The organism is Salimicrobium flavidum (genome assembly GCF_900156645.1).
Classification (GTDB): Bacteria; Bacillota; Bacilli; order Bacillales; family Halobacillaceae; genus Salimicrobium; species Salimicrobium flavidum.
In genome coordinates this window covers 1-17,985 of record NZ_FTOC01000003.1, presented here as the reverse complement: position 1 = coordinate 17,985, position 17,985 = coordinate 1, and the positions used below count along the sequence as shown (strand labels likewise).

The window sequence follows — 17,985 nt, the reverse complement described above, 5'->3', positions numbered from 1 at the left end:
CTATTCTTTGACGGAACCACCGAGGATCCCTGAAATGAACTGCTTCTGCAGGAGAAGGAAGAATATCATAATAGGTAATGTCGAAAGGGTTGTACCCATCATCACCTGTCCGTAATCAATACGGGACATACCCACGAGACTTGATAGCGCCACAGGGAATGTGTACATCTCCTGAGACTGCAGCACCACTAGTGGCCAGATGAAATTATTCCACTGGAACATGAATAGAAAGATCGCTACTGCAGCCAGCGCCGGTCGCATAACCGGAAGTACGATTCGGAAAAAGATGTGAAACTCTCCGGCCCCATCCACACGGGCGGCTTCAAGAAGTGAATCGGGAATCGACTGCATATTCTGACGCATAAGGAAAATCGCGAAAGGATAGGACAGTTGCGGTAAGATCACTGCCTGGAACGTATTGAGCCAGTTCACCACAGAAAAGATTTCGAACAACGGGATAAGCGTTACATGGTAAGGAATCATGATCGCTACCAGAAGCATGAAGAATATCTGATTCCGACCCTTGAACCGGAATTTTGCAAAAGCATATCCCGCTGCGGTACAGATGAGGGTGGATAACGCTGTAAATGATATAGTGATGAACAGCGAGTTACCCATGACTCTGATGATTCCGATATTCTCATTCAAATTTTTGAAGTTCTCCCACCCATGGGTCCCTGGAAGAAAGTTGGGGGGTATATTAAAAATTTCTCCAGAAGGGTTCGTCGCCCCGACGAACATCCAGTAGAAAGGGAAAACAGAAACGACTACTCCGACAGAGAGAAACGTATACAGAAGTATTTTTTTCATAGGACTCATGCGATTTTTCATTCGTCATCACCTGCCCATTTCATTTGTGCCCAGGATAGGACACCTATTATCAATACAAGAACATATGCGATAGCGGATGCGTAACCGAAATCAAAATACTGGAACCCGTTTTCGTAAAGGTAGAGCGTAATGGTGAGCGTCGCATTGTTAGGCCCACCTTCTGTAAGAATATAAGGTTCATCAAACAACTGAAGTGTACCGATTGTGGATAATACGAACGTGAACACGAAAATCGGCTTCAGCTGAGGAAGCGTGATATAGAAGAACTGTTTCAATTTACTGGCTCCATCTATTTCAGCCGCTTCATATAAGGAAGCTGGTATGTTCTGCAGTCCTGCCAAAAATATCACCATGTTGTAACCGGTCCACCGCCATGTGATCGCTACCATCAGCGCCACTTTCGCCCAAAACGGGTCGGACAGCCAGGCGATCGCTTCTATACCCACCAACGACAGGAGATAATTCACAAGTCCATAATTTTCATCAAGCAAAATCATGAAGATGATGGAAGAAGCCACCAGTGCCGTGATCGCCGGCATGAAGAAAGCTACTCTGAAGAAACTTTTCATTCTCAAAAACTGTGAATTCAGTGCCACAGCTATAATAACTGCAAGGAACAATTGAATCGGGACCTGGACGATCAGGATCAGGAACGTGTTACCCAGCGCCTTATAGAACAACGTATCCTGGAACAGCCTTATGTAGTTATCGAGTCCACTGAAAACGTACTCCGACCCTTCCCTCGTCTGAAAACTGAGCAACAGAGAAGAAATGACGGGATAGACGGTGAACACGAGGAAGAAAGCTACGGCAGGAAACACGAATAAGTACGGGACAGTCTTCGGCGTAATCCAGCGGTTCTGTTTACGTTTTTGTTGCGGCTTTTTCTCCACCTCTTGCACTTTGTTTTGACCCAAAGGAACCATCCTCCCAAATTTAAGTAGTCGCCTAAATATAAGCGCTTTCAAAAGTTAGTTAATTAATTTAATTAACTATATACTATCACAAAGATCATCTCTTGTGTATCGATTTTTTAAATTTCAGTCAACTTTTTCTCCCGTAGAAAATCATCTCTCTAAAGTCTGGGAGACGTGTAAAAATAAGGATTTTTATCTTTGCACTCTCCTGGCCCTATGGGAAATCGAAAAAAGGAGGATGCATGCGAGTAAATTCAACACCCGCATACAAAAAACCGGCACCGCATAATCCACGGTACCGGTCTTTGAAAGAATTTCAGTTCATCACTCAATTAGCGGAACGATCTGTTTCGCTTTCGAGTTTATCTGCAGCTTCCTGCAGAGCCTGGTCGATTTCAGCATTATTCAGAAGAATTTTCGACTGTGCATCCGCCATCGTATCAAACGCACGTGAGTAGTCTGATGTATAATTCGCTACAGGGATATCAGCTACCTGCTCCGCAAACAACTGCCATACCTGTTGTCCGGAGAAGTACTCAGACTCCCGGGAGAAATAATCCTCTTCGTAAGTAGCACTGAGAGATGGGAACATTCCTAGTTCTTCAAGCGCTTTCATCTGTGGTTCAACGTTAGTAGTGAAATATTCCACGAATGCATAAGCACCTTCCTTGTTATCTGTAGCGGAAGGAATGACGAGATCGGATCCGCCAAGGTTTGCCGCACGGTTTCCACCTTCTTCAAATGCCGGAACCTTGAATACTCCCCAATCTCCGCTCTGGTCCGGAGCCTGATCCATGATTGTTCCGGAATACCAGACACCGAATGGAACTGTTGCCACTTCGCCATTGACCGTAGCTGACACAACTCCGTTCCAGCCATCATTGTTCAGGACAAGGTCTTCGTTGTTCAATTGTTCAATGACCTCAAAAGCTTTCTTCGATTCTTCGGAATTGACGTCGATATTCCCTTCCTCATCGAAGTAGTAAGCACCTTGCTGGTTCAGCATGATTCTGTATAAAGCATCATCTGCTGCAATATCGATAGGTACCATATCCGTGCCCGTCTGATCCTTGATCGTCTTACCTGCTTCTACGTAATCACTCCACGTTTCAATATCGTCCGGATTAACCCCGGCTTCTTCAAAGATATCCGTTCGATAGAAAACACCGGTCGGTCCGATATCCCATGGAGCCGCGAAGAAATCTCCTTCACTGTCCTGAGTAACGGAACGTTTATATTCCCCGAATTTATCAGCGTGATCATCATATCCCATCTCGGAAAGGTTCGTCAGTGCATCAGGGAATTGTTCCTGATAATTGGCGAGCCGGTCCGATTCTACAAGCACTACGTCAGGCAGACCGTTTCCGCCGGAGGCCAACCCTACCGTCAGTTTTTCATAAACATCAAGTCGTCCAATATCTTCCACTGTCACTTCAACATCAGGATACTGTTCCTGAAAACCTTCTACAGCCATCTCCATAGATTGAGCTGCCACGTTCCAGCCCCAGACAGTGATTTCACCTGATGGTTCTCCGTTTTCGGATTCCCCTCCGGCAGAGTCACTCTCACTTCCTCCATTGCCCGAACATGCTGCAAGAACCAACAGTACAAACCCCATGATAGCAAAGCTTTTCAACAAACTTTTCACTATTCATCCCTTCCCCTCTTTTTTGATAGCGTTTCCAAAACTTAATAAAATAAATTAATTAACTTAAACATAGATTAGCATAGTTCCACACATAAGAAAAGAGTTTTCTCACAATTCTTTAAATTTTGTATGAAATTAAAGAAGGGTTTATGCTATAAATAGATAGAATACGAAAAACACCAGAAAATTCATTAGGTGTTAATAAAATAAATTTAATAACTAAACAATATGTTATACTAAACAAATCAATTCCAGGGAGGAAACGTGGTATGAGCACAAAATTCACAAGAGGAAGTTTCCAGTTGATGAAATCTATGAACAGATCCATCATCCTGAATATGGTCAGGGAAGAAGGGCCTATCTCTAGAGCAGCAATCGCCAAGAAAACCAGCCTCACTCCTCCCACTGTCAGTAATATTGTCAAAGAACTGATTGAAACGAAATTCGTAATCGAAACCACCCAAGGAACTTCTAATGGAGGGCGAAAGCCTACTTTCTTGGAAATCAATGCCGACCAGTTTCTGACACTAGGCGTTGATGTCGGAACAGTAACGATGAAATTCCTGGTTACGAACTTGCGTGGCGATATCAAACACCAGTACGCGCTGGAGATTCCCTCCTCGCCTACTAACACGGACATACTAGACACTATGGAGGAAGGCATCCGCTATCTGCTCGATAAAGCGGAAACACCTGGTAAATTTCTCGGAATCGGTATAGGCATGCACGGCATTGTGGATCCTGAACAAGGACTATCTTTATTCGCACCGGCTTTTCATTTAAGGAATATTCCAATCAAAGAAACATTGGAAAAGAAATTCAAATTAATGGTGAAAGTCGAAAATGATGCAAGGGCCATGACACTCGGAGAGTACTGGTTCGGACACGGAAATGACATAGATAATATTGTCGGGATCAACGTCGGAAACGGTATCGGTGCCGGCGTGATGGTTAAAGGGAACATGTTTCATGGCTTCCACAACTTAGCCGGTGAAATCGGTCATATGACGGTCGATCTTTCCGGACCCAAGTGCACATGCGGGAACTATGGTTGCCTCCAGGCTCTCTCAGCTGGACCTGCGATTGCTGAACGTGCAAAGAAAGAGTTGAAAACCGGTCGAAATTCAAAACTTTATGACCTCGTAGAAGGAGACCTTGAAAGGATAGATGGTGCTATCATCTACGAAGCCGCTCTTGAAAACGACGATCTAAGTATAGAATTATTGCGCCAAACCGGAAGATATCTCGGCATCGGACTCACGAACCTGATTCATACCATCAATCCCGAACGTATGATTATCGGAGGTGGCGTTTCCAAATCCGGCTCTTTTCTACTTGAAGGCCTGGAAGAGACGATTCGTACACGCGCACTAACGGAAGATTCTAAAAATACGTCTATCGTCTTATCGAAACTTGGAGAACATGCTTCTGCAATCGGCGCCTGTGTCCTTGTGCTGGAAGAGTTTTTCGCCCGGAGTGAACATTAAAGGATAAGAAGGAAAGTAGGGTCATTTGAATATTCGAGGCGATACCTAATCATCGTTCTCGTTTATTCTTTTATGAAAGGCTCTTTTAAAGAGTCTGGGACAAAAACTGCTTTTACGTTTAAAAATCCGAACAATATTGTTCGGATTTTTATATACCTTCGTTTATGGAATAATTCATAAGAAAAACACGTCGCTTTCCATGGGCCCGGCTTCAGCTAAATGGATCAAGCCATTCGCTTGATCCATTGGATCTTCAGCTCGTGCTGTTCCCATAGGAGTCTCCGTGTTTTTCTTCGAATATTCGTTTTTGTACCATGACGTATGGAAATTCCCGGACTCTGTTAACAGTTTGTGTTGATAGGAGGAATATAGAGAAAGGAGGCGACTCCGACGGGAATAGCAATATCTGAAGACCCCGCAGGGAAACGAGGAGTCTGAAGCATTGCTCCTGGATGAGCGTCCGCCTGAATATTTATTTTCTGGGTAGCCTAATGTAAAAAATGCACCTGCCGTAACAACGACAGGTGCATCTTCATCTACTCTTTCAACAAATTGAGAAATCGCTTCGTACGTTCTTCCTGTGGATTCTCGAATACATCCGTAGGAGAACCTCTTTCAACGACCAGCCCTTCGTCCATGAAAATGACTTCGTCGGCCACTTCCTTCGCAAAGTTCATTTCATGAGTGACGACTACCATCGTCCGCCCTTCTTCCGCCAGCTGTTTCATGACACGGAGGACTTCCCCGATCAGTTCAGGGTCGAGCGCCGAGGTCGGTTCATCGAAAAGCATCACTTTCGGATCGATCGCCATGGCTCTCGCGATACCGACGCGCTGCTGCTGCCCACCGGATAACTGATGCGGATGGGTGTCGACTTTGTCCTTGAGACCTACCTTCGCTAAAATCTCCGTAGCTTTTTCGCGAGCTTTCGCTTTCGGCACCTTCTGCACGGTCACCGGTCCCTCCATCACATTCTCGGCGGCCGTGAAGTGAGGAAACAGGTTATACGTCTGGAATACCATCCCGGAGAGACGGCGGAACCCGCGAATCGATTTCTTCGGGATCTTCTCATGGAAATCAATCGTCTGACGATCGATGGTGAGCGACCCTTCTTCCGGCTGTTCCAACAGGTTGAGACAGCGCAGCAGGGTCGTTTTTCCGGAACCGGACGGGCCGATGATGACGACGACCTTTCCGGTTTCGACATTGAAATCGATATTTTTCAGTACTTCGAGATCTCCGAAACGTTTTGAAATATTGGTTGCTGTAATCATAGAATTCTCCTCATCTTCAGACATACCGGTTCAGTTTGTTTTCGATGCCACCCTGGATGATGGAGAGGATGAAACAGATCGCCCAGTAGATGGCTGCCGCCTCCATATAGATCAGTAGCGGTGTGTACGTCGTCGCCACTATTTCCTGTGCTTTCCGGAACATCTCACTGACCAGAATTGTGGAAGCGAGTGACGTTTCTTTCACCAGGCCGATGAAAGAGTTCGACAGCGGCGGAATCGAGACCCTCGTCGCCTGCGGGAGAATCACCCGGCGCAGCGACTGCATGTAGGACATCCCGATCGAAGAAGCCGCTTCCCACTGCCCCTTGTTCACGGAAAGAATCGAAGCGCGGATCGTCTCCGAAGCGTACGCTCCCGTATTGAGGGAAAAAGCGATCAGTGCACCGGTGAACGGCTCGAATTTCAGGAATTCTATTCCGAGGTTCCCGAGACCGAAATACACGATGAACAACTGCACGAGCAGCGGCGTTCCGCGGATCAGTGATACGTAGACACGGGCGATACCGGAAAGCACCGAAATGCCTGATATCCGGAACAATGCTGTAACGACCGCCAGTACAAGTCCGATGAAAAACGATAGAAGTGACAAAGGAATCGTATAAGCAAGAACTCCTCTCATCAGGGGAAGAAAGGAGTCCTTCAGTATTTCTATATTTTCCGGCGAGAGCCCGAGGATACTATTGAACAGAAACATCTTCGTCGAACCATTCGTTGGAGATTTCTTTCAACGTTCCGTCTTCTTTCATTTCTTTAAGCGCTCCGTTCACAGCTTCCACCAGTTCCGGATTGCCCTGGCGGAACATCATAGCGGATTCGGACGCATCATCCTGACGATCGACGATCTCCACACCGGCTTTATCTCCTCTCGTATTGAGGAAATCAAGTACGGACAGACGGTCGTTCACCGTTGCATCCGCACGACCCGTCGCGAGAAGTTCCATAGACGGATTGAACCCTTCAACGCCTTCGATTTCCGCTCCGTGTTCTCTGGCGATATCCCCATAGTTACTCGTCAGCGACTGAGCGGCTGTCGCTCCTTCAAGGTCTTCGAACGTCTGAATCTCTTCATTGTCTTCCTGTGTCACGAGTACTGCTGAGGTATACGTATAAGGTACAGAGAAAGCGTACTTCTCTTCCCGGTTCGGCTTGATGCCGACCTGGTTGGCAATCATGTCGAAACGCTCGTTGTTGAGCCCTGCGAACATGGAATCCCATTTCGTTTCCTGAAAATCGATCTCGACACCGAGACGTTCCCCGATTTCCTTGGCCACTTCCACGTCATAACCGGTGAGCTCATCTTCTTCGTTATGGAAGGTGTAGGGAGCATACGTCCCTTCTGTTCCGACGGTAAGAACCCCTTCTTCCTGGACTTCCTGCCAAAGGTTCTGCTCCTGCTGACCTCCGGAAGTCTCTTCAGTACTACCCTCTGAGGAGGCATCTTCCGAGCTTCCTTCACCTGAGCCACTCTCTTCACTGGAGCCACAAGCGCTAAGCAACAACACAAAAATAAGTATCGATATAAATCCTAATGTCTTCTTCATAAAAAACGTCCTCTCCTTAAAACTTAGTAAGTTGGTATGTTTAATAAGAATACAAGACGCATTTCTCCTCGTCAAGACTATTGCCTATTTTTAATGATCCTCCTTCCAAAAGGCGCCTCTCGCACGAATTCACCCTCCTATTGCTTAGCCGCAAAAGCTTTTTTCAGCTAAAAAAAGCAGCCCCCTCAAAGGGGACCACCTCTTCATGTACCGTATACTTTTTCTCCACCGATATACGTAGCCTCTACAGAAATATCTTTGATCGCCATCGGATCGCATCGCAAAGGGTTGGTATCCAATACCGCGAAGTCCGCCCGTTTTCCGGCCTCGATTGTGCCTGTGATACCTTCTTCGAAATTCAGCCAGGCGCCGTAGCTGGTCATCGATTTGAGCGCAGTCAGCGCATCGATCTTCTGACCTTCCCCGAGAACCTCTCCTCCGGAAGTGATACGGTTCACAGCTGCCCAGATAGAGAAGAGCGGGGAAATCGGAGTGATCGGACAGTCGGAATGAAGGGTGAAACGGAATCCTTTCTCCGCCGCATCCTTCAGAGGGTTGAGCCGGGCGGCCCGCTCGTTTCCGAGAAAAATATCCCTGTGCCGATCTCCCCAATAATAGACGTGATTAATGAAGAAAGAAGCTTCGATGCCCCAGTCCTTCATTCTGTCCAAATCTTCCGCCGAGCCCGTCTGTACGTGTTCGATGCGGTGGCGACGATCTTTTTCCGGATTCTTCTCCAGGGCATAGGTATAGGCGTCAATGATAGAACCGATCGCACGATCTCCGTTTCCGTGCGTGGCCATCCGGAAGCCCCTGCTATGCAGATCGAGCACTTCTTCATTGAAATCCTTCTGCTCCTGGATCAGATTTCCGGTAATCGATGAATCACAGTGATAAGGATGACGCAGAGCGCCGGTCAGTCCCTGGATCGAACCGTCCTGGAACATTTTCGCGCTGTCGAGCGTCGCCCTATCGTCCGTGTCTTCGCTGATTTGTTGCTGGAGTTCCTCTCTCGTGTAGCCGGCAAAGGGCGCCCCTTCCCTCAACAGATGATGCAGCACCATATATCGCATCCGTAGCGGTATCCGATTCTCTTTCAGCACCTTCACGTGGGCCTTGTATTCTTCCATACCACGGACCAGCCCCACCCCGGCATCGGTGCTGGTCGTAATACCTTTGGATACATATTCACGGGCACCCTTCTCCATCAGTTGAGCCAAATCTTCTTCGGTATACTCCGGAATGATCGAATCCACAAAGTCCATGGCACTGAACTCATGAAGCACTCCGTCCAAGGCTCCTTGCTCATCTCGCCCGAAATGACCACCGGGCGGGTCTTCGATCGTTTCATACACCCCGGCAAGCTCAAGAGCAAGAGAGTTGACCGCTGCAAAATGGGCAGAGATATGTCGTATCAGCACCGGGTGGTCCGGCGCTACGGCGTCAAGGTCTTCTCTCGTCGGGTGACGGCTCTCTTCCAGAAGCGTATCGTCGTATCCCCAGCCGATGATCCACTCGCCTTTTTCTTTCTGTTTCGCTTCCGCTTCAATCAGCTTCTGTATATCCCCGATATTTTCATTCAACGGAGAGCGGCAGTTGATCTGACCGAGATATTGCGAATACATAAGCAGGTGATTGTGGGTATCGATGAACCCCGGTATCAGCGTACGACCTTCAAGATCGACCACTTCCCCGCTTTCCGGAGCGTCTACCGGATACTTTTCCGTAGAGATCCATGCGATTTCTCCATCCTTCACCGCAACAGAACCGGCTACGGAATCGTTATCATCAAGCGTTACTACTTCTGCATTCGTGATCAGAACATCCATTTTTTCCATTGTCACTCTCTCCTATTCTCCGACTTTTTTACGCTCGGAAGATTTAAGATTTTCCCAGTATACAGCCTTCACCTGTTCCGTGGAAGCGTGGGAGGTCAACAGACTGACGATGATCACACTAAGAAGGGAAATCGATAGACCGAAAATCGTATGGTCGATCGGTACGCCAAGGTACGGATATGCGAGCGTTGCAGCTGCAGCGATGAGTATACTGCTCTCCACCGCGATTCTTGTAACCCTTCGCCAAAACATGATCGCAAGAAACGGAAAGACGAGCGTCGCCGCAGATAGACGCAGGGCCCATTGATAGAAGCTGACAATGTCTGTCACGTTGAACGCGACAATCAGACCGAGCACGGAAATGATCGCTACGGTCAGACGGGAAGCGAACATCATCTTCTTCTCGGAGGCATCCGGATTGATCAGATGCTGGTACAGATCGACCGTCAAATTGGAGCTCCCCTGAAGAATGAAGGACGTCGCTCCGGTCATCAGTGCCGCCAGCAGACCGACAAGCACGATACCACCGAGATACGATGGCATCATTTCATCCGTCACATAAGAGAAGATGAGATCGGGATCCATATCTGAAGGGACATAGTTCCTCGCGATGACTCCGATCGAATAAGGGAAGATGGAAAGGTCCGACCGACAATGCGAAAAGCAGAACAGCCCCGAGTCCGTCCGGTCCTGTAGGTGTCAGGTACTCCGGAGCCGTATTGGAAAGAATGTTCCCGATACCACCCCCGTAGATAAGACTGGCGATGAACAAAGCGACGATTCCAACGATGACGATGATACTCTGGATCGCGTCTGTAATGATCGTAGCAGGCAGCCCACCAAGAATCGTAAACCCGAGAATCAGAACGAATGCCAGGATCAGTCCTGTCGTCACTTCTAAACCGAACGCAATCGTGAAGACGGTCGTCATACCGACCATCTGCAGCGATAACGTAGGTACGGAATAAATGATCGCAGAGAGTACGGAAGGCAGAATCCCTGTCCTCGTCCCGAAGCGCTCACTGAACAAGTCCGCGAGTGTGAACAGTCTCTGCCTGCGGAGCGGCTTCGCAAAAACGAGAATGAGAAACACACTGAACAGTACAGCCGGGAGTGCAAATTGGAAGTATCCCGATATCCCCACGGAAAAACCCATACCGACCCATCCGATGAATACAGCGGCTCCGCAGAACGTACTGACGATCGTCCCGACGATCGACCAGAAGCCCATATTCCAGCCTGCGATCAGGTAGTCTTTCGACGATTTCACTTTCATGAAATAATATGTACCTAAAATGAACATGAATGAAAAATAAATGATGATATAAGCCAAATACCAACCCAATGGATATCCTCCTCTGAATGATTCACCTAGAATGCAAAACAACTATTATAAGCTACATTTCAACTGATTATTCGGAATTTTAACACACCTTGACAGTTCAGTACAGTTCGGTACATTCTCTCTTTCTCAGTCCTTGAATCATAAATAGCCCTATCTATATTCAATTTTTTGCACATGAATGAACAAAAAGACCTGAAACTATTTTCACCCATAAAGTTTTCGGTTACTATAGTAATACAGATATCTCACCGTAGAAAGAGGCGATTCTTTTGGAATCCTCGGAACAGTTATACTTGAAGCATCTCGATAGAAACATCAGTACGATGAACAGCATGGATGTCGGTCACTACCAGATCGCAGATGTCCAGAGTATCTACAGATTGCTGATGATCAAAGACAGGGAAACGTTGCTGCGCATCTTCCTTTTATCCGAAGAGCCGCACGAGGATACCCTTACCGGACAGGAATGGGAAAAAGTTCAATTCTATTGGAAAAGTATTATCATAGCTGCAAGTCTCCAGGCGAACATCCAGCGCTATACCCCGATGACGATGGCGCAGATCTTTTCCCTGTTGGCTGCCATCGACGATATGGAAGCTTCACAGTTCAATGCGGGAGCCCACTTCCTTACCGACAAAATGTTAGCCCTTTACGCTTCCGGAATGGAAGAGTTCGATAACATTTCCAATCCGCATGTCGCTAAATGCGTCCGTCTCATCCATTCTCAGGTGAAGTCTCCTGACTTAAGCTTGAATACGATAGCGAAAAAGTTGAATATTTCTTCGCCGTACCTTTCCTCCATTTTTCAGAAAGAGATGGAAATGACGCTCATCACTTATATCCATAAAGTGAAAATCGAAGCCTCTCTCGATCATCTCAAGTTTACGAACCACCCTGTCCAGCAAATCGCTAAAGAATACGGATATTCTTCCATAACGACATATGGAAGGAAGTTCAAGGAGATCATGGGAACGACTCCCTTGAAGTACCGTAAAAGCAACGGCATATAATACACCTCTTCCAGGAGCCCCGGAAGAGGTGTATTTCGTGTGTTCGCATATTATCCGCTGCCGTTCATCCTTTTTTAAGTTCTGCATATTTTTACAATTCTGAGATTGAATCCCCACTAAATTGTAAATAAGTGTTTATCTATAAAACGAACGGGTATACGATTAAGAAGTACAGGTATCAGGGAGAGGGTAAAAATAGGAAGGGGTATATGTATGAGAAAAACACTGACGGACGAACATTTGGATAAGCTGGCAAAAGCATTCATCTATCATACTTACGGGGAGCCGGAACCGAAAGACATTCCGGAACCGAGATTGTCCTTCGAATGTTACGTCGAAGCCTGGAAGAACGGAGAGGATTACACCGCAGACCTTCGTATCATCCAGCAACACGAACCGGTAACTGAAAGAACGAAGAAGAAGACGGTGCAATTTCCTTCCCGTTCCGCATCAATCGTCCGGAAACCCGCTGTTCCAGCCGTTCAGGAAGTCGTCGAAGAACAAGAACCTATGCGCCCGTCCACTCCTGTCGCGTTCCATTCTTGAATGATCTGTCTGTGATGCTGATTGTTTTCTGATAGTACCGCCGTTTGTTTTCCCTGCCTGGTACCTGTCCACTCATTCATTTAATAGTTCACCTGATGCGAGGAGACACCAGCAGAACCACATCTTACATAGATGCATACCTCAAGGCGTAGAGATTTCTCTACGCTTTTTCTTATGAATCGAATTATGAGGTGCTCAGGAGAGTGATTCCTGTGTGAGCACCTCATAAAAATGGGTTATGCCGTACTCAGACCTCCTTGTTGTTTCCGAACACCTCCATTTATAAAAAAATAAGGTGCTCAATACAACAAAAGCCTGGTGAACAAGCTATAAACTCTATGTTTGTTCCGAAAATGTCAGAACCTATTGAATCAGCGGAAATTCTGCTCCCTTCCCTCACTAAGATGAAGCTACACAGAAGTCTTTCCGAAACTCATAAACCACTCCTTTCACATCTATCTGGTCAAAAAAAGACCCCCGAATCAACGAATTGATTCGGGGGTCGATACTCATAAAGCATCCGTTTATTGTACGTCGTCTTCTGTGCGTGGTGCCACTTTATGCTCGTCGAATGTATACACGACAACGCCGGTCACGCTATCCAACGTATCACCGACCTGTACAGAAAGATCCATGAACTCATTATCGAGAATGAATTCGTTTCCTGCATCGTCTTCCACCGTAAATTCACCGTATTCGCGTGCACCTGTCACAGTTACATCAGAAAGCGTCACGAGCTCGGCTTCCATCGCTTCTCCGATATCCGCTCCGCTCACGTCCTGCGGAGTCACTTCTGATACACCGGTTTGCGTCACTGTTACGTTAGAAGCTTCAGAGAGCGTGATCTGTTCCTGACCGTAATGGGCACCCTTTTCGCCAGTCATTTCAATCACGTCACCGACCTCGGCATCAATATTCCCCTTTTCATCATAGATGACGATGCCGTCCGTATCGTCCTGAATGTAGTAGTTGCTTCCATTAATCGCAGTGATCTCTCCTCTCACTTTCGTTTGCACACCACTATCGAGGGTCCGGGCTTCCGTGATGTCAACAGGAGGCGTTTCCGCGAGGACGGTGAACGTCATGTCTTTCGTCACCATTTCGTCTCCGTTTTTGATCGTCGCTGTCAGCATCACCTCTTCATTTTCCTCGCCTGCTTCAGGACGGGTAACCGTTCCGTCGTCCGAAATGACATCACCGTGATCCGAACTCCAGGAAATGCTTGTGCCATCAAACCCTTCTGTCGGAAGAACGATATCGCGGGTCACAGCTTCCATGTCATCGCCGGCCGCATAGCCGATATCGAGATTTTCTCTCATATAAGCCACCGCTTCTTCTGCCGTCCATCCGTCGAGCCCGAAATCGATCTGAGCAAGGACAGGGTCATGGTCACTCGCCCGGCCTTCCACCGCGGAAAAGTCGGAGTTGATGTTCAGGATATCCGCTGTCGTGGAACCTGCCAGGCTGTTGTTGACGAGGATATGGTCAAGTACCTGCGAATTCCCTGTATAGTTGTACGTGTACTGCTCGTCTTCCGGTAGTGTTTCGATCATATTCGTCATATCGTCGCCCTTCAGAATATCGAGGGTCTCCGAGAACTGGAAGTCGTTCATGTCCCCGAGGACGACGACGTTCGCATCCGGATCGTCTTCGAGAATGCCGTCGACGAATCCGTTCACTTCTTCAGCAACCGCGTGACGCTGTTCTTCCGAGGCCTTTATCGGTGGTTGGGTCAGGCCGTAAAGGGCACTGTCATCACCCTTGGAGTTGAAGTGGTTCGCTACGACGATGACGTCTTCTCCCTGGAAAGTGAATTCCGCTGCCAGAGGGATGCGCACCCCTTCAAGAGCTTCACTGTTCGGGGAAACACGTCCCGGGTTCAAGGTCAGATCCCCGTTTTCATAAGCGACCGCTTCTTCACTTCCGCCTTTGTCCGCTCCATCCTTCAGGGATACACGGTCCGGGTTATACAGGAATCCGACCCGGATATTCCCGCCCGGCTCTCCGCCTTCTGCATTATCGACAGGAGGGATATCCGTATATTCGTACGTCGGTCCACCGGCGCTCTCGATCGCATCGATCAACACCTGGGCACTCTGCTCTGCAGAAACCGTACCATCGTCCGTGGCGCCATTGTTGTCCTGCACTTCGACCAGACCGATGACATCCGGCTGTTTCATGTTCTTGGCTATGGAATCAGCAATTTTATTCGCTTTCTGTCCGGCATCATCCGGTGTGAAATTCTCGATGTTGTACGTAGCCACGTTCAATTTCTCTGAAGCACGGTCGAGTTCCGTGGAAGAAGGCTCATAATCCTGCTGATCGAGCTCCGGTGGCGCTTCTGTTGCGAGTACCTGGAAATTACTGAAATCATAGTCGACGATACCTGTAATCGACCCTTCATACTGATCCCCTACAGTCGCCGGATACGTAGCCGTGCTCGCATAGCCTTCCAGGTCCACAATCACCCGCTCCGGATTCACATCATCCTCCTGGAGAAGAGCACCACCCGCTTTCGTCCGGGGCACATCATCCGCTCCTTCCGGCAGCACCGTCACTTCATTATGGTCGATCGGAGAGGAGACGGTCGGAGTTTCCATATCGACACGCATCCCTTCCATACTTTCGTAGTAGTCGAGGGCATCGTCTTGTGCATCGAACGTCGTACGGTTGTCGTCATCGATTACACTCGGCTGCGGGCGATCTTCCCCGATCGTTACAGGGGCCGGGACATCGGCAATGCCGGTTTCCGTTATGTCAGAAGCCACAATCTGCGTCGTCGTGAGTTCATTTTCCGTACTCATGTAATCGGGTAAGTCCGGTTTTCTTTCCTCTACCATCCCATTTACTGAAACGACGGTACCCGGTTCGAATTCTTTATCGGACACGACGAAAAGCCCTTCCGAAGTTCCGATATCCCCGTCCTGTTCCAGCGACTGTATGTAGAACCCTTTCGGAAAATAGCCGCGGTCGAGATTGTGTGTGACTACACCTTGCACCTTACTCATCGTATCTCCTTCATACGGAGAGAAGTGTCCAGCCCCCTGGATGTCGTGCGGGGCACGCATGTCTTCCTCCCACGGGATGATGTATTCTTCATCCTCCTCCGTAAAAACGTCATCCCCTGCTTCAGCGAGATTCTTCAGTACATGATCCGCCTCTTCATCAGAATCGAGAAGTGCTGTGACATAAGGGTCATACTTGACGATCGAATCACCATCAACGCCTATCCCGGCGATATCATGATTCGTGATATGCTCATAAAGATCACTGCCTTCGCCGTCGAGCATAGCTCTGGCGAAATCCTCATAGCTGACACTCGTCCAACTACCATCATTATCAAAAACGATGGACGTAATTTCTACCCCTTCCTCGTCCGCCTGAACTGCTGCCGGCGCGATAGCTGCCGCAACGATGACACTAGTAGCAAGAACTTTTCCTGGTACTTTCCTCATCGAACCTCTCCTCTTTTTGTAAATTAAAAGTCTGACCTCTATTATAACGAACTATGAAAAGGCTTTCAATGAATGTTCACTCATTTCTGATCACGGGAAAACGGGTATACGTACCTGGTTGCTGTTTCATCGGACCTGAGAGACTTTTATGCGGACATTTGCCAACATACTTGCCAGATATATTTCACAAGTATTTACAATCAACTTTCCTTCAGGATATCCCTCATTATCGAGAAAAATGAACCGATACATAAGAAAGAACAAAAAAGTAGGTGCTCCGCATGAAAATACAAACACAGACGTTCATCATTCTCATTATATTCATAGGATTGTTCCTGTCCCTCCTCTTTTTCATCATCAGACCACAGCTACTTGAGGAAGCGCATAAGTACGACCAGAGGTCCCTCGAGGAGGATATCACCCGAGTGGAAAATTACATTGAAATGGAGAAAGATAGCCTGCTCCGTCTCAACCGGGATTGGGCTGTATGGGATGCCACCTACAATTTCATCAATGACAAAGATGAAAATTATTTAACATCAAACCTGGCAGACGAAACTTTCACCAATAATCAACTTCAATATATGATGTTTCTGAACGAGCATTACGAAGTCGTTCATCAAAAAGGGTACCAGTATGCAAAAGAAACAGCGCTTGACATAGAGCCTGCGTTTCTCGACAGACTTCTCTCAGAAATCCGCCTCCGGGGCGGCGGAGAGAATACATTCTTTCTAAGAAACAACGGCACCATGATGATGCTCAGCACCCACGAAGTGGCCCGTAGTGACACCACTATGGGAGAAGATTCCGGCATGCTGGTCATGGGGCGAATGATGAACGATTCTTATGTTCAACGGATCGGGGAGTCCTTATCTATCGACCTGACTGTGTCTCCGGAACCCCTTTCTTCCTCCATCAAAGTGACAGGAGAGAATTCTCTTACAGGAGTGATCCGAATCGGGGATATCCCTGGAGAAACGCGGCTGATCCTCGAGGTGACCGGAAGCAGGACTTTTTATAATGAAATGCTGTCAAGTTCCTACGTGCAGATGCTGTTGGTTACGATCGGGCTCAGCACTCTTTCGTTACTGTTTTACTTTATCGTTAAATATTTTGCGATCGATCCGGTGAGTCAGATTGCCAAACAGATGAAGAAAATCGACTTCGATGCCACTTTCACTTCCCGCGTTTCCGTCAAACGCAGAGCGAACACAGAAATCAGGGAACTGGAAAGATCGATCAATTCCATGCTCGGCACTCTGGAAACCAACCACGAAAAAACGCTGCACATGGCCTATTATGATCAGTTGACTCAGGTTTCCAACCGTTTTTATCTATACAAGGAGTTTCCTCGATTCGCGGCAAACTCCGATAAAAAAACGGCCATTCTATTCTTCGACCTGGACGGATTCAAACAAGTGAATGACACATGGGGGCATGAAATCGGGGATAAATTGCTCATGAAAGTCTCCACCCGACTCAAAGAGTATTTTTCAAAAGACAAGGTCATTCTTTCAAGAATCGGCGGGGATGAATTCGTAGTAGTGATCAATTATGAGGATGAGGAGTATTTGAACACAAAAATCAGCGGAATCGGGGAAGTGCTCAACAAAAAATATGATTTTGATGAGGTGTCCACGTATATATCAGCAAGCATCGGAGTTAGTCTGTATCCGGAAGACGGAACTTCTCTGGTTCAACTTCTCAAAAATGCCGATATCGCTATGTATAAGGCGAAAGACCTCGGTAAGAACAATTTCGTTTTCCACCAAGACTCATCAAAGGAAAGTCACTCCAGCTAATTGGCTATACTGAAAAAGGTGTTCTGTTGTTGCACCTGAACGAGGAGCTGAGTTATTAAACAGACAGCAATGAAATCATTGGAAGGGAAGCACTGTTGTGCTATGTCTTCGACGTCCCTTCCTAGAAGAGCGTTGCTGATTGAAACACCAGGAAAAGGAGAAACTACTAATTATGGGTTCTCCACAATGAAATGTGTTGATTTCTTCCTCTAACGTAGGATTCCTTTTTATTTCTAAGCTGGCGGACGACACTCCATACGGATCCGTAGG

At 47.4% G+C, this 17,985-nt stretch carries 14 protein-coding genes; 4 read left to right on the top strand and 10 right to left on the bottom strand.

Features of this window, described 5'->3' with window-relative positions; all coding sequences use genetic code 11:
- From BW944_RS05225 to BW944_RS05215, 3 genes are all read right to left on the bottom strand, one after another.
- Positions 1-831: a carbohydrate ABC transporter permease gene (locus tag BW944_RS05225; protein ID WP_200806497.1), complete on the bottom strand. Its 831-nt coding sequence runs from the start codon at positions 829-831 to the stop codon at positions 1-3.
- A complete protein-coding gene (locus BW944_RS05220) occupies positions 828-1,757 on the bottom strand; it encodes a carbohydrate ABC transporter permease (protein ID WP_084193636.1) in 930 nt (309 codons plus the stop codon). Before BW944_RS05220 ends, BW944_RS05225 begins: the two co-directional genes overlap by 4 nt.
- 319 nt (positions 1,758-2,076) lie before the next feature.
- Positions 2,077-3,396 carry an ABC transporter substrate-binding protein gene (locus BW944_RS05215; RefSeq protein ID WP_084193635.1) on the bottom strand — a complete coding sequence of 440 codons (1,320 nt, stop codon included), beginning with the start codon at positions 3,394-3,396 and terminating at the stop codon, positions 2,077-2,079.
- Between the two features lie 269 nt (positions 3,397-3,665).
- On the opposite strand from BW944_RS05215, the gene BW944_RS05210 reads away from it, so the two are divergent.
- On the top strand, positions 3,666-4,883 hold the full coding sequence (locus tag BW944_RS05210; protein ID WP_076557456.1) for an ROK family transcriptional regulator: 1,218 nt from the start codon (positions 3,666-3,668) through the stop codon (positions 4,881-4,883).
- Between the two features lie 536 nt (positions 4,884-5,419).
- Here the strand turns inward: BW944_RS05210 and BW944_RS05205 are convergent.
- The 6 genes from BW944_RS05205 to BW944_RS15380 form a co-directional block, all read right to left on the bottom strand.
- Positions 5,420-6,157 (bottom strand): amino acid ABC transporter ATP-binding protein, encoded by a 738-nt coding sequence (locus BW944_RS05205; RefSeq protein WP_076557454.1) that lies wholly within the window; start codon positions 6,155-6,157, stop codon positions 5,420-5,422.
- Positions 6,158-6,173: 16 nt separating this feature from the next.
- Positions 6,174-6,872, bottom strand: a complete 699-nt coding sequence (locus BW944_RS05200) for an amino acid ABC transporter permease (protein ID WP_076557452.1) — start codon at positions 6,870-6,872, stop codon at positions 6,174-6,176.
- Positions 6,856-7,719: an amino acid ABC transporter substrate-binding protein gene (locus BW944_RS05195; RefSeq protein WP_076557450.1), complete on the bottom strand. Its 864-nt coding sequence runs from the start codon at positions 7,717-7,719 to the stop codon at positions 6,856-6,858. Before BW944_RS05195 ends, BW944_RS05200 begins: the two co-directional genes overlap by 17 nt.
- A gap of 203 nt (positions 7,720-7,922) precedes the next feature.
- Positions 7,923-9,557: an amidohydrolase gene (locus BW944_RS05190; RefSeq protein WP_076557448.1), complete on the bottom strand. Its 1,635-nt coding sequence runs from the start codon at positions 9,555-9,557 to the stop codon at positions 7,923-7,925.
- Between the two features lie 12 nt (positions 9,558-9,569).
- Positions 9,570-10,103 (bottom strand): sodium:solute symporter family transporter, encoded by a 534-nt coding sequence (locus tag BW944_RS15385; protein ID WP_327290821.1) that lies wholly within the window; start codon positions 10,101-10,103, stop codon positions 9,570-9,572.
- A gap of 1 nt (position 10,104) precedes the next feature.
- On the bottom strand, positions 10,105-10,902 hold the full coding sequence (locus tag BW944_RS15380; protein WP_327290820.1) for a sodium:solute symporter family protein: 798 nt from the start codon (positions 10,900-10,902) through the stop codon (positions 10,105-10,107).
- A gap of 269 nt (positions 10,903-11,171) precedes the next feature.
- On the opposite strand from BW944_RS15380, the gene BW944_RS05180 reads away from it, so the two are divergent.
- Positions 11,172-11,912, top strand: a complete 741-nt coding sequence (locus BW944_RS05180; RefSeq protein WP_076557446.1) for a helix-turn-helix transcriptional regulator — start codon at positions 11,172-11,174, stop codon at positions 11,910-11,912.
- 213 nt (positions 11,913-12,125) lie between these two features.
- The gene (locus BW944_RS05175) at positions 12,126-12,458 is read left to right on the top strand and encodes a hypothetical protein (RefSeq protein WP_076557444.1); all 333 of its coding nucleotides are present in this window, start codon (positions 12,126-12,128) and stop codon (positions 12,456-12,458) included.
- A 524-nt stretch (positions 12,459-12,982) separates the two neighbouring features.
- Here the strand turns inward: BW944_RS05175 and BW944_RS05170 are convergent.
- Positions 12,983-15,913, bottom strand: a complete 2,931-nt coding sequence (locus BW944_RS05170; protein ID WP_076557442.1) for an immunoglobulin-like domain-containing protein — start codon at positions 15,911-15,913, stop codon at positions 12,983-12,985.
- A 281-nt stretch (positions 15,914-16,194) separates the two neighbouring features.
- Here BW944_RS05170 and BW944_RS05165 point away from each other — a divergent pair, with 281 nt between their 5' ends.
- Positions 16,195-17,715, top strand: coding sequence for a diguanylate cyclase domain-containing protein (locus BW944_RS05165; protein WP_076557440.1), 1,521 nt, complete (start codon positions 16,195-16,197; stop codon positions 17,713-17,715).
- Positions 17,716-17,985 lie beyond the last annotated feature (270 nt).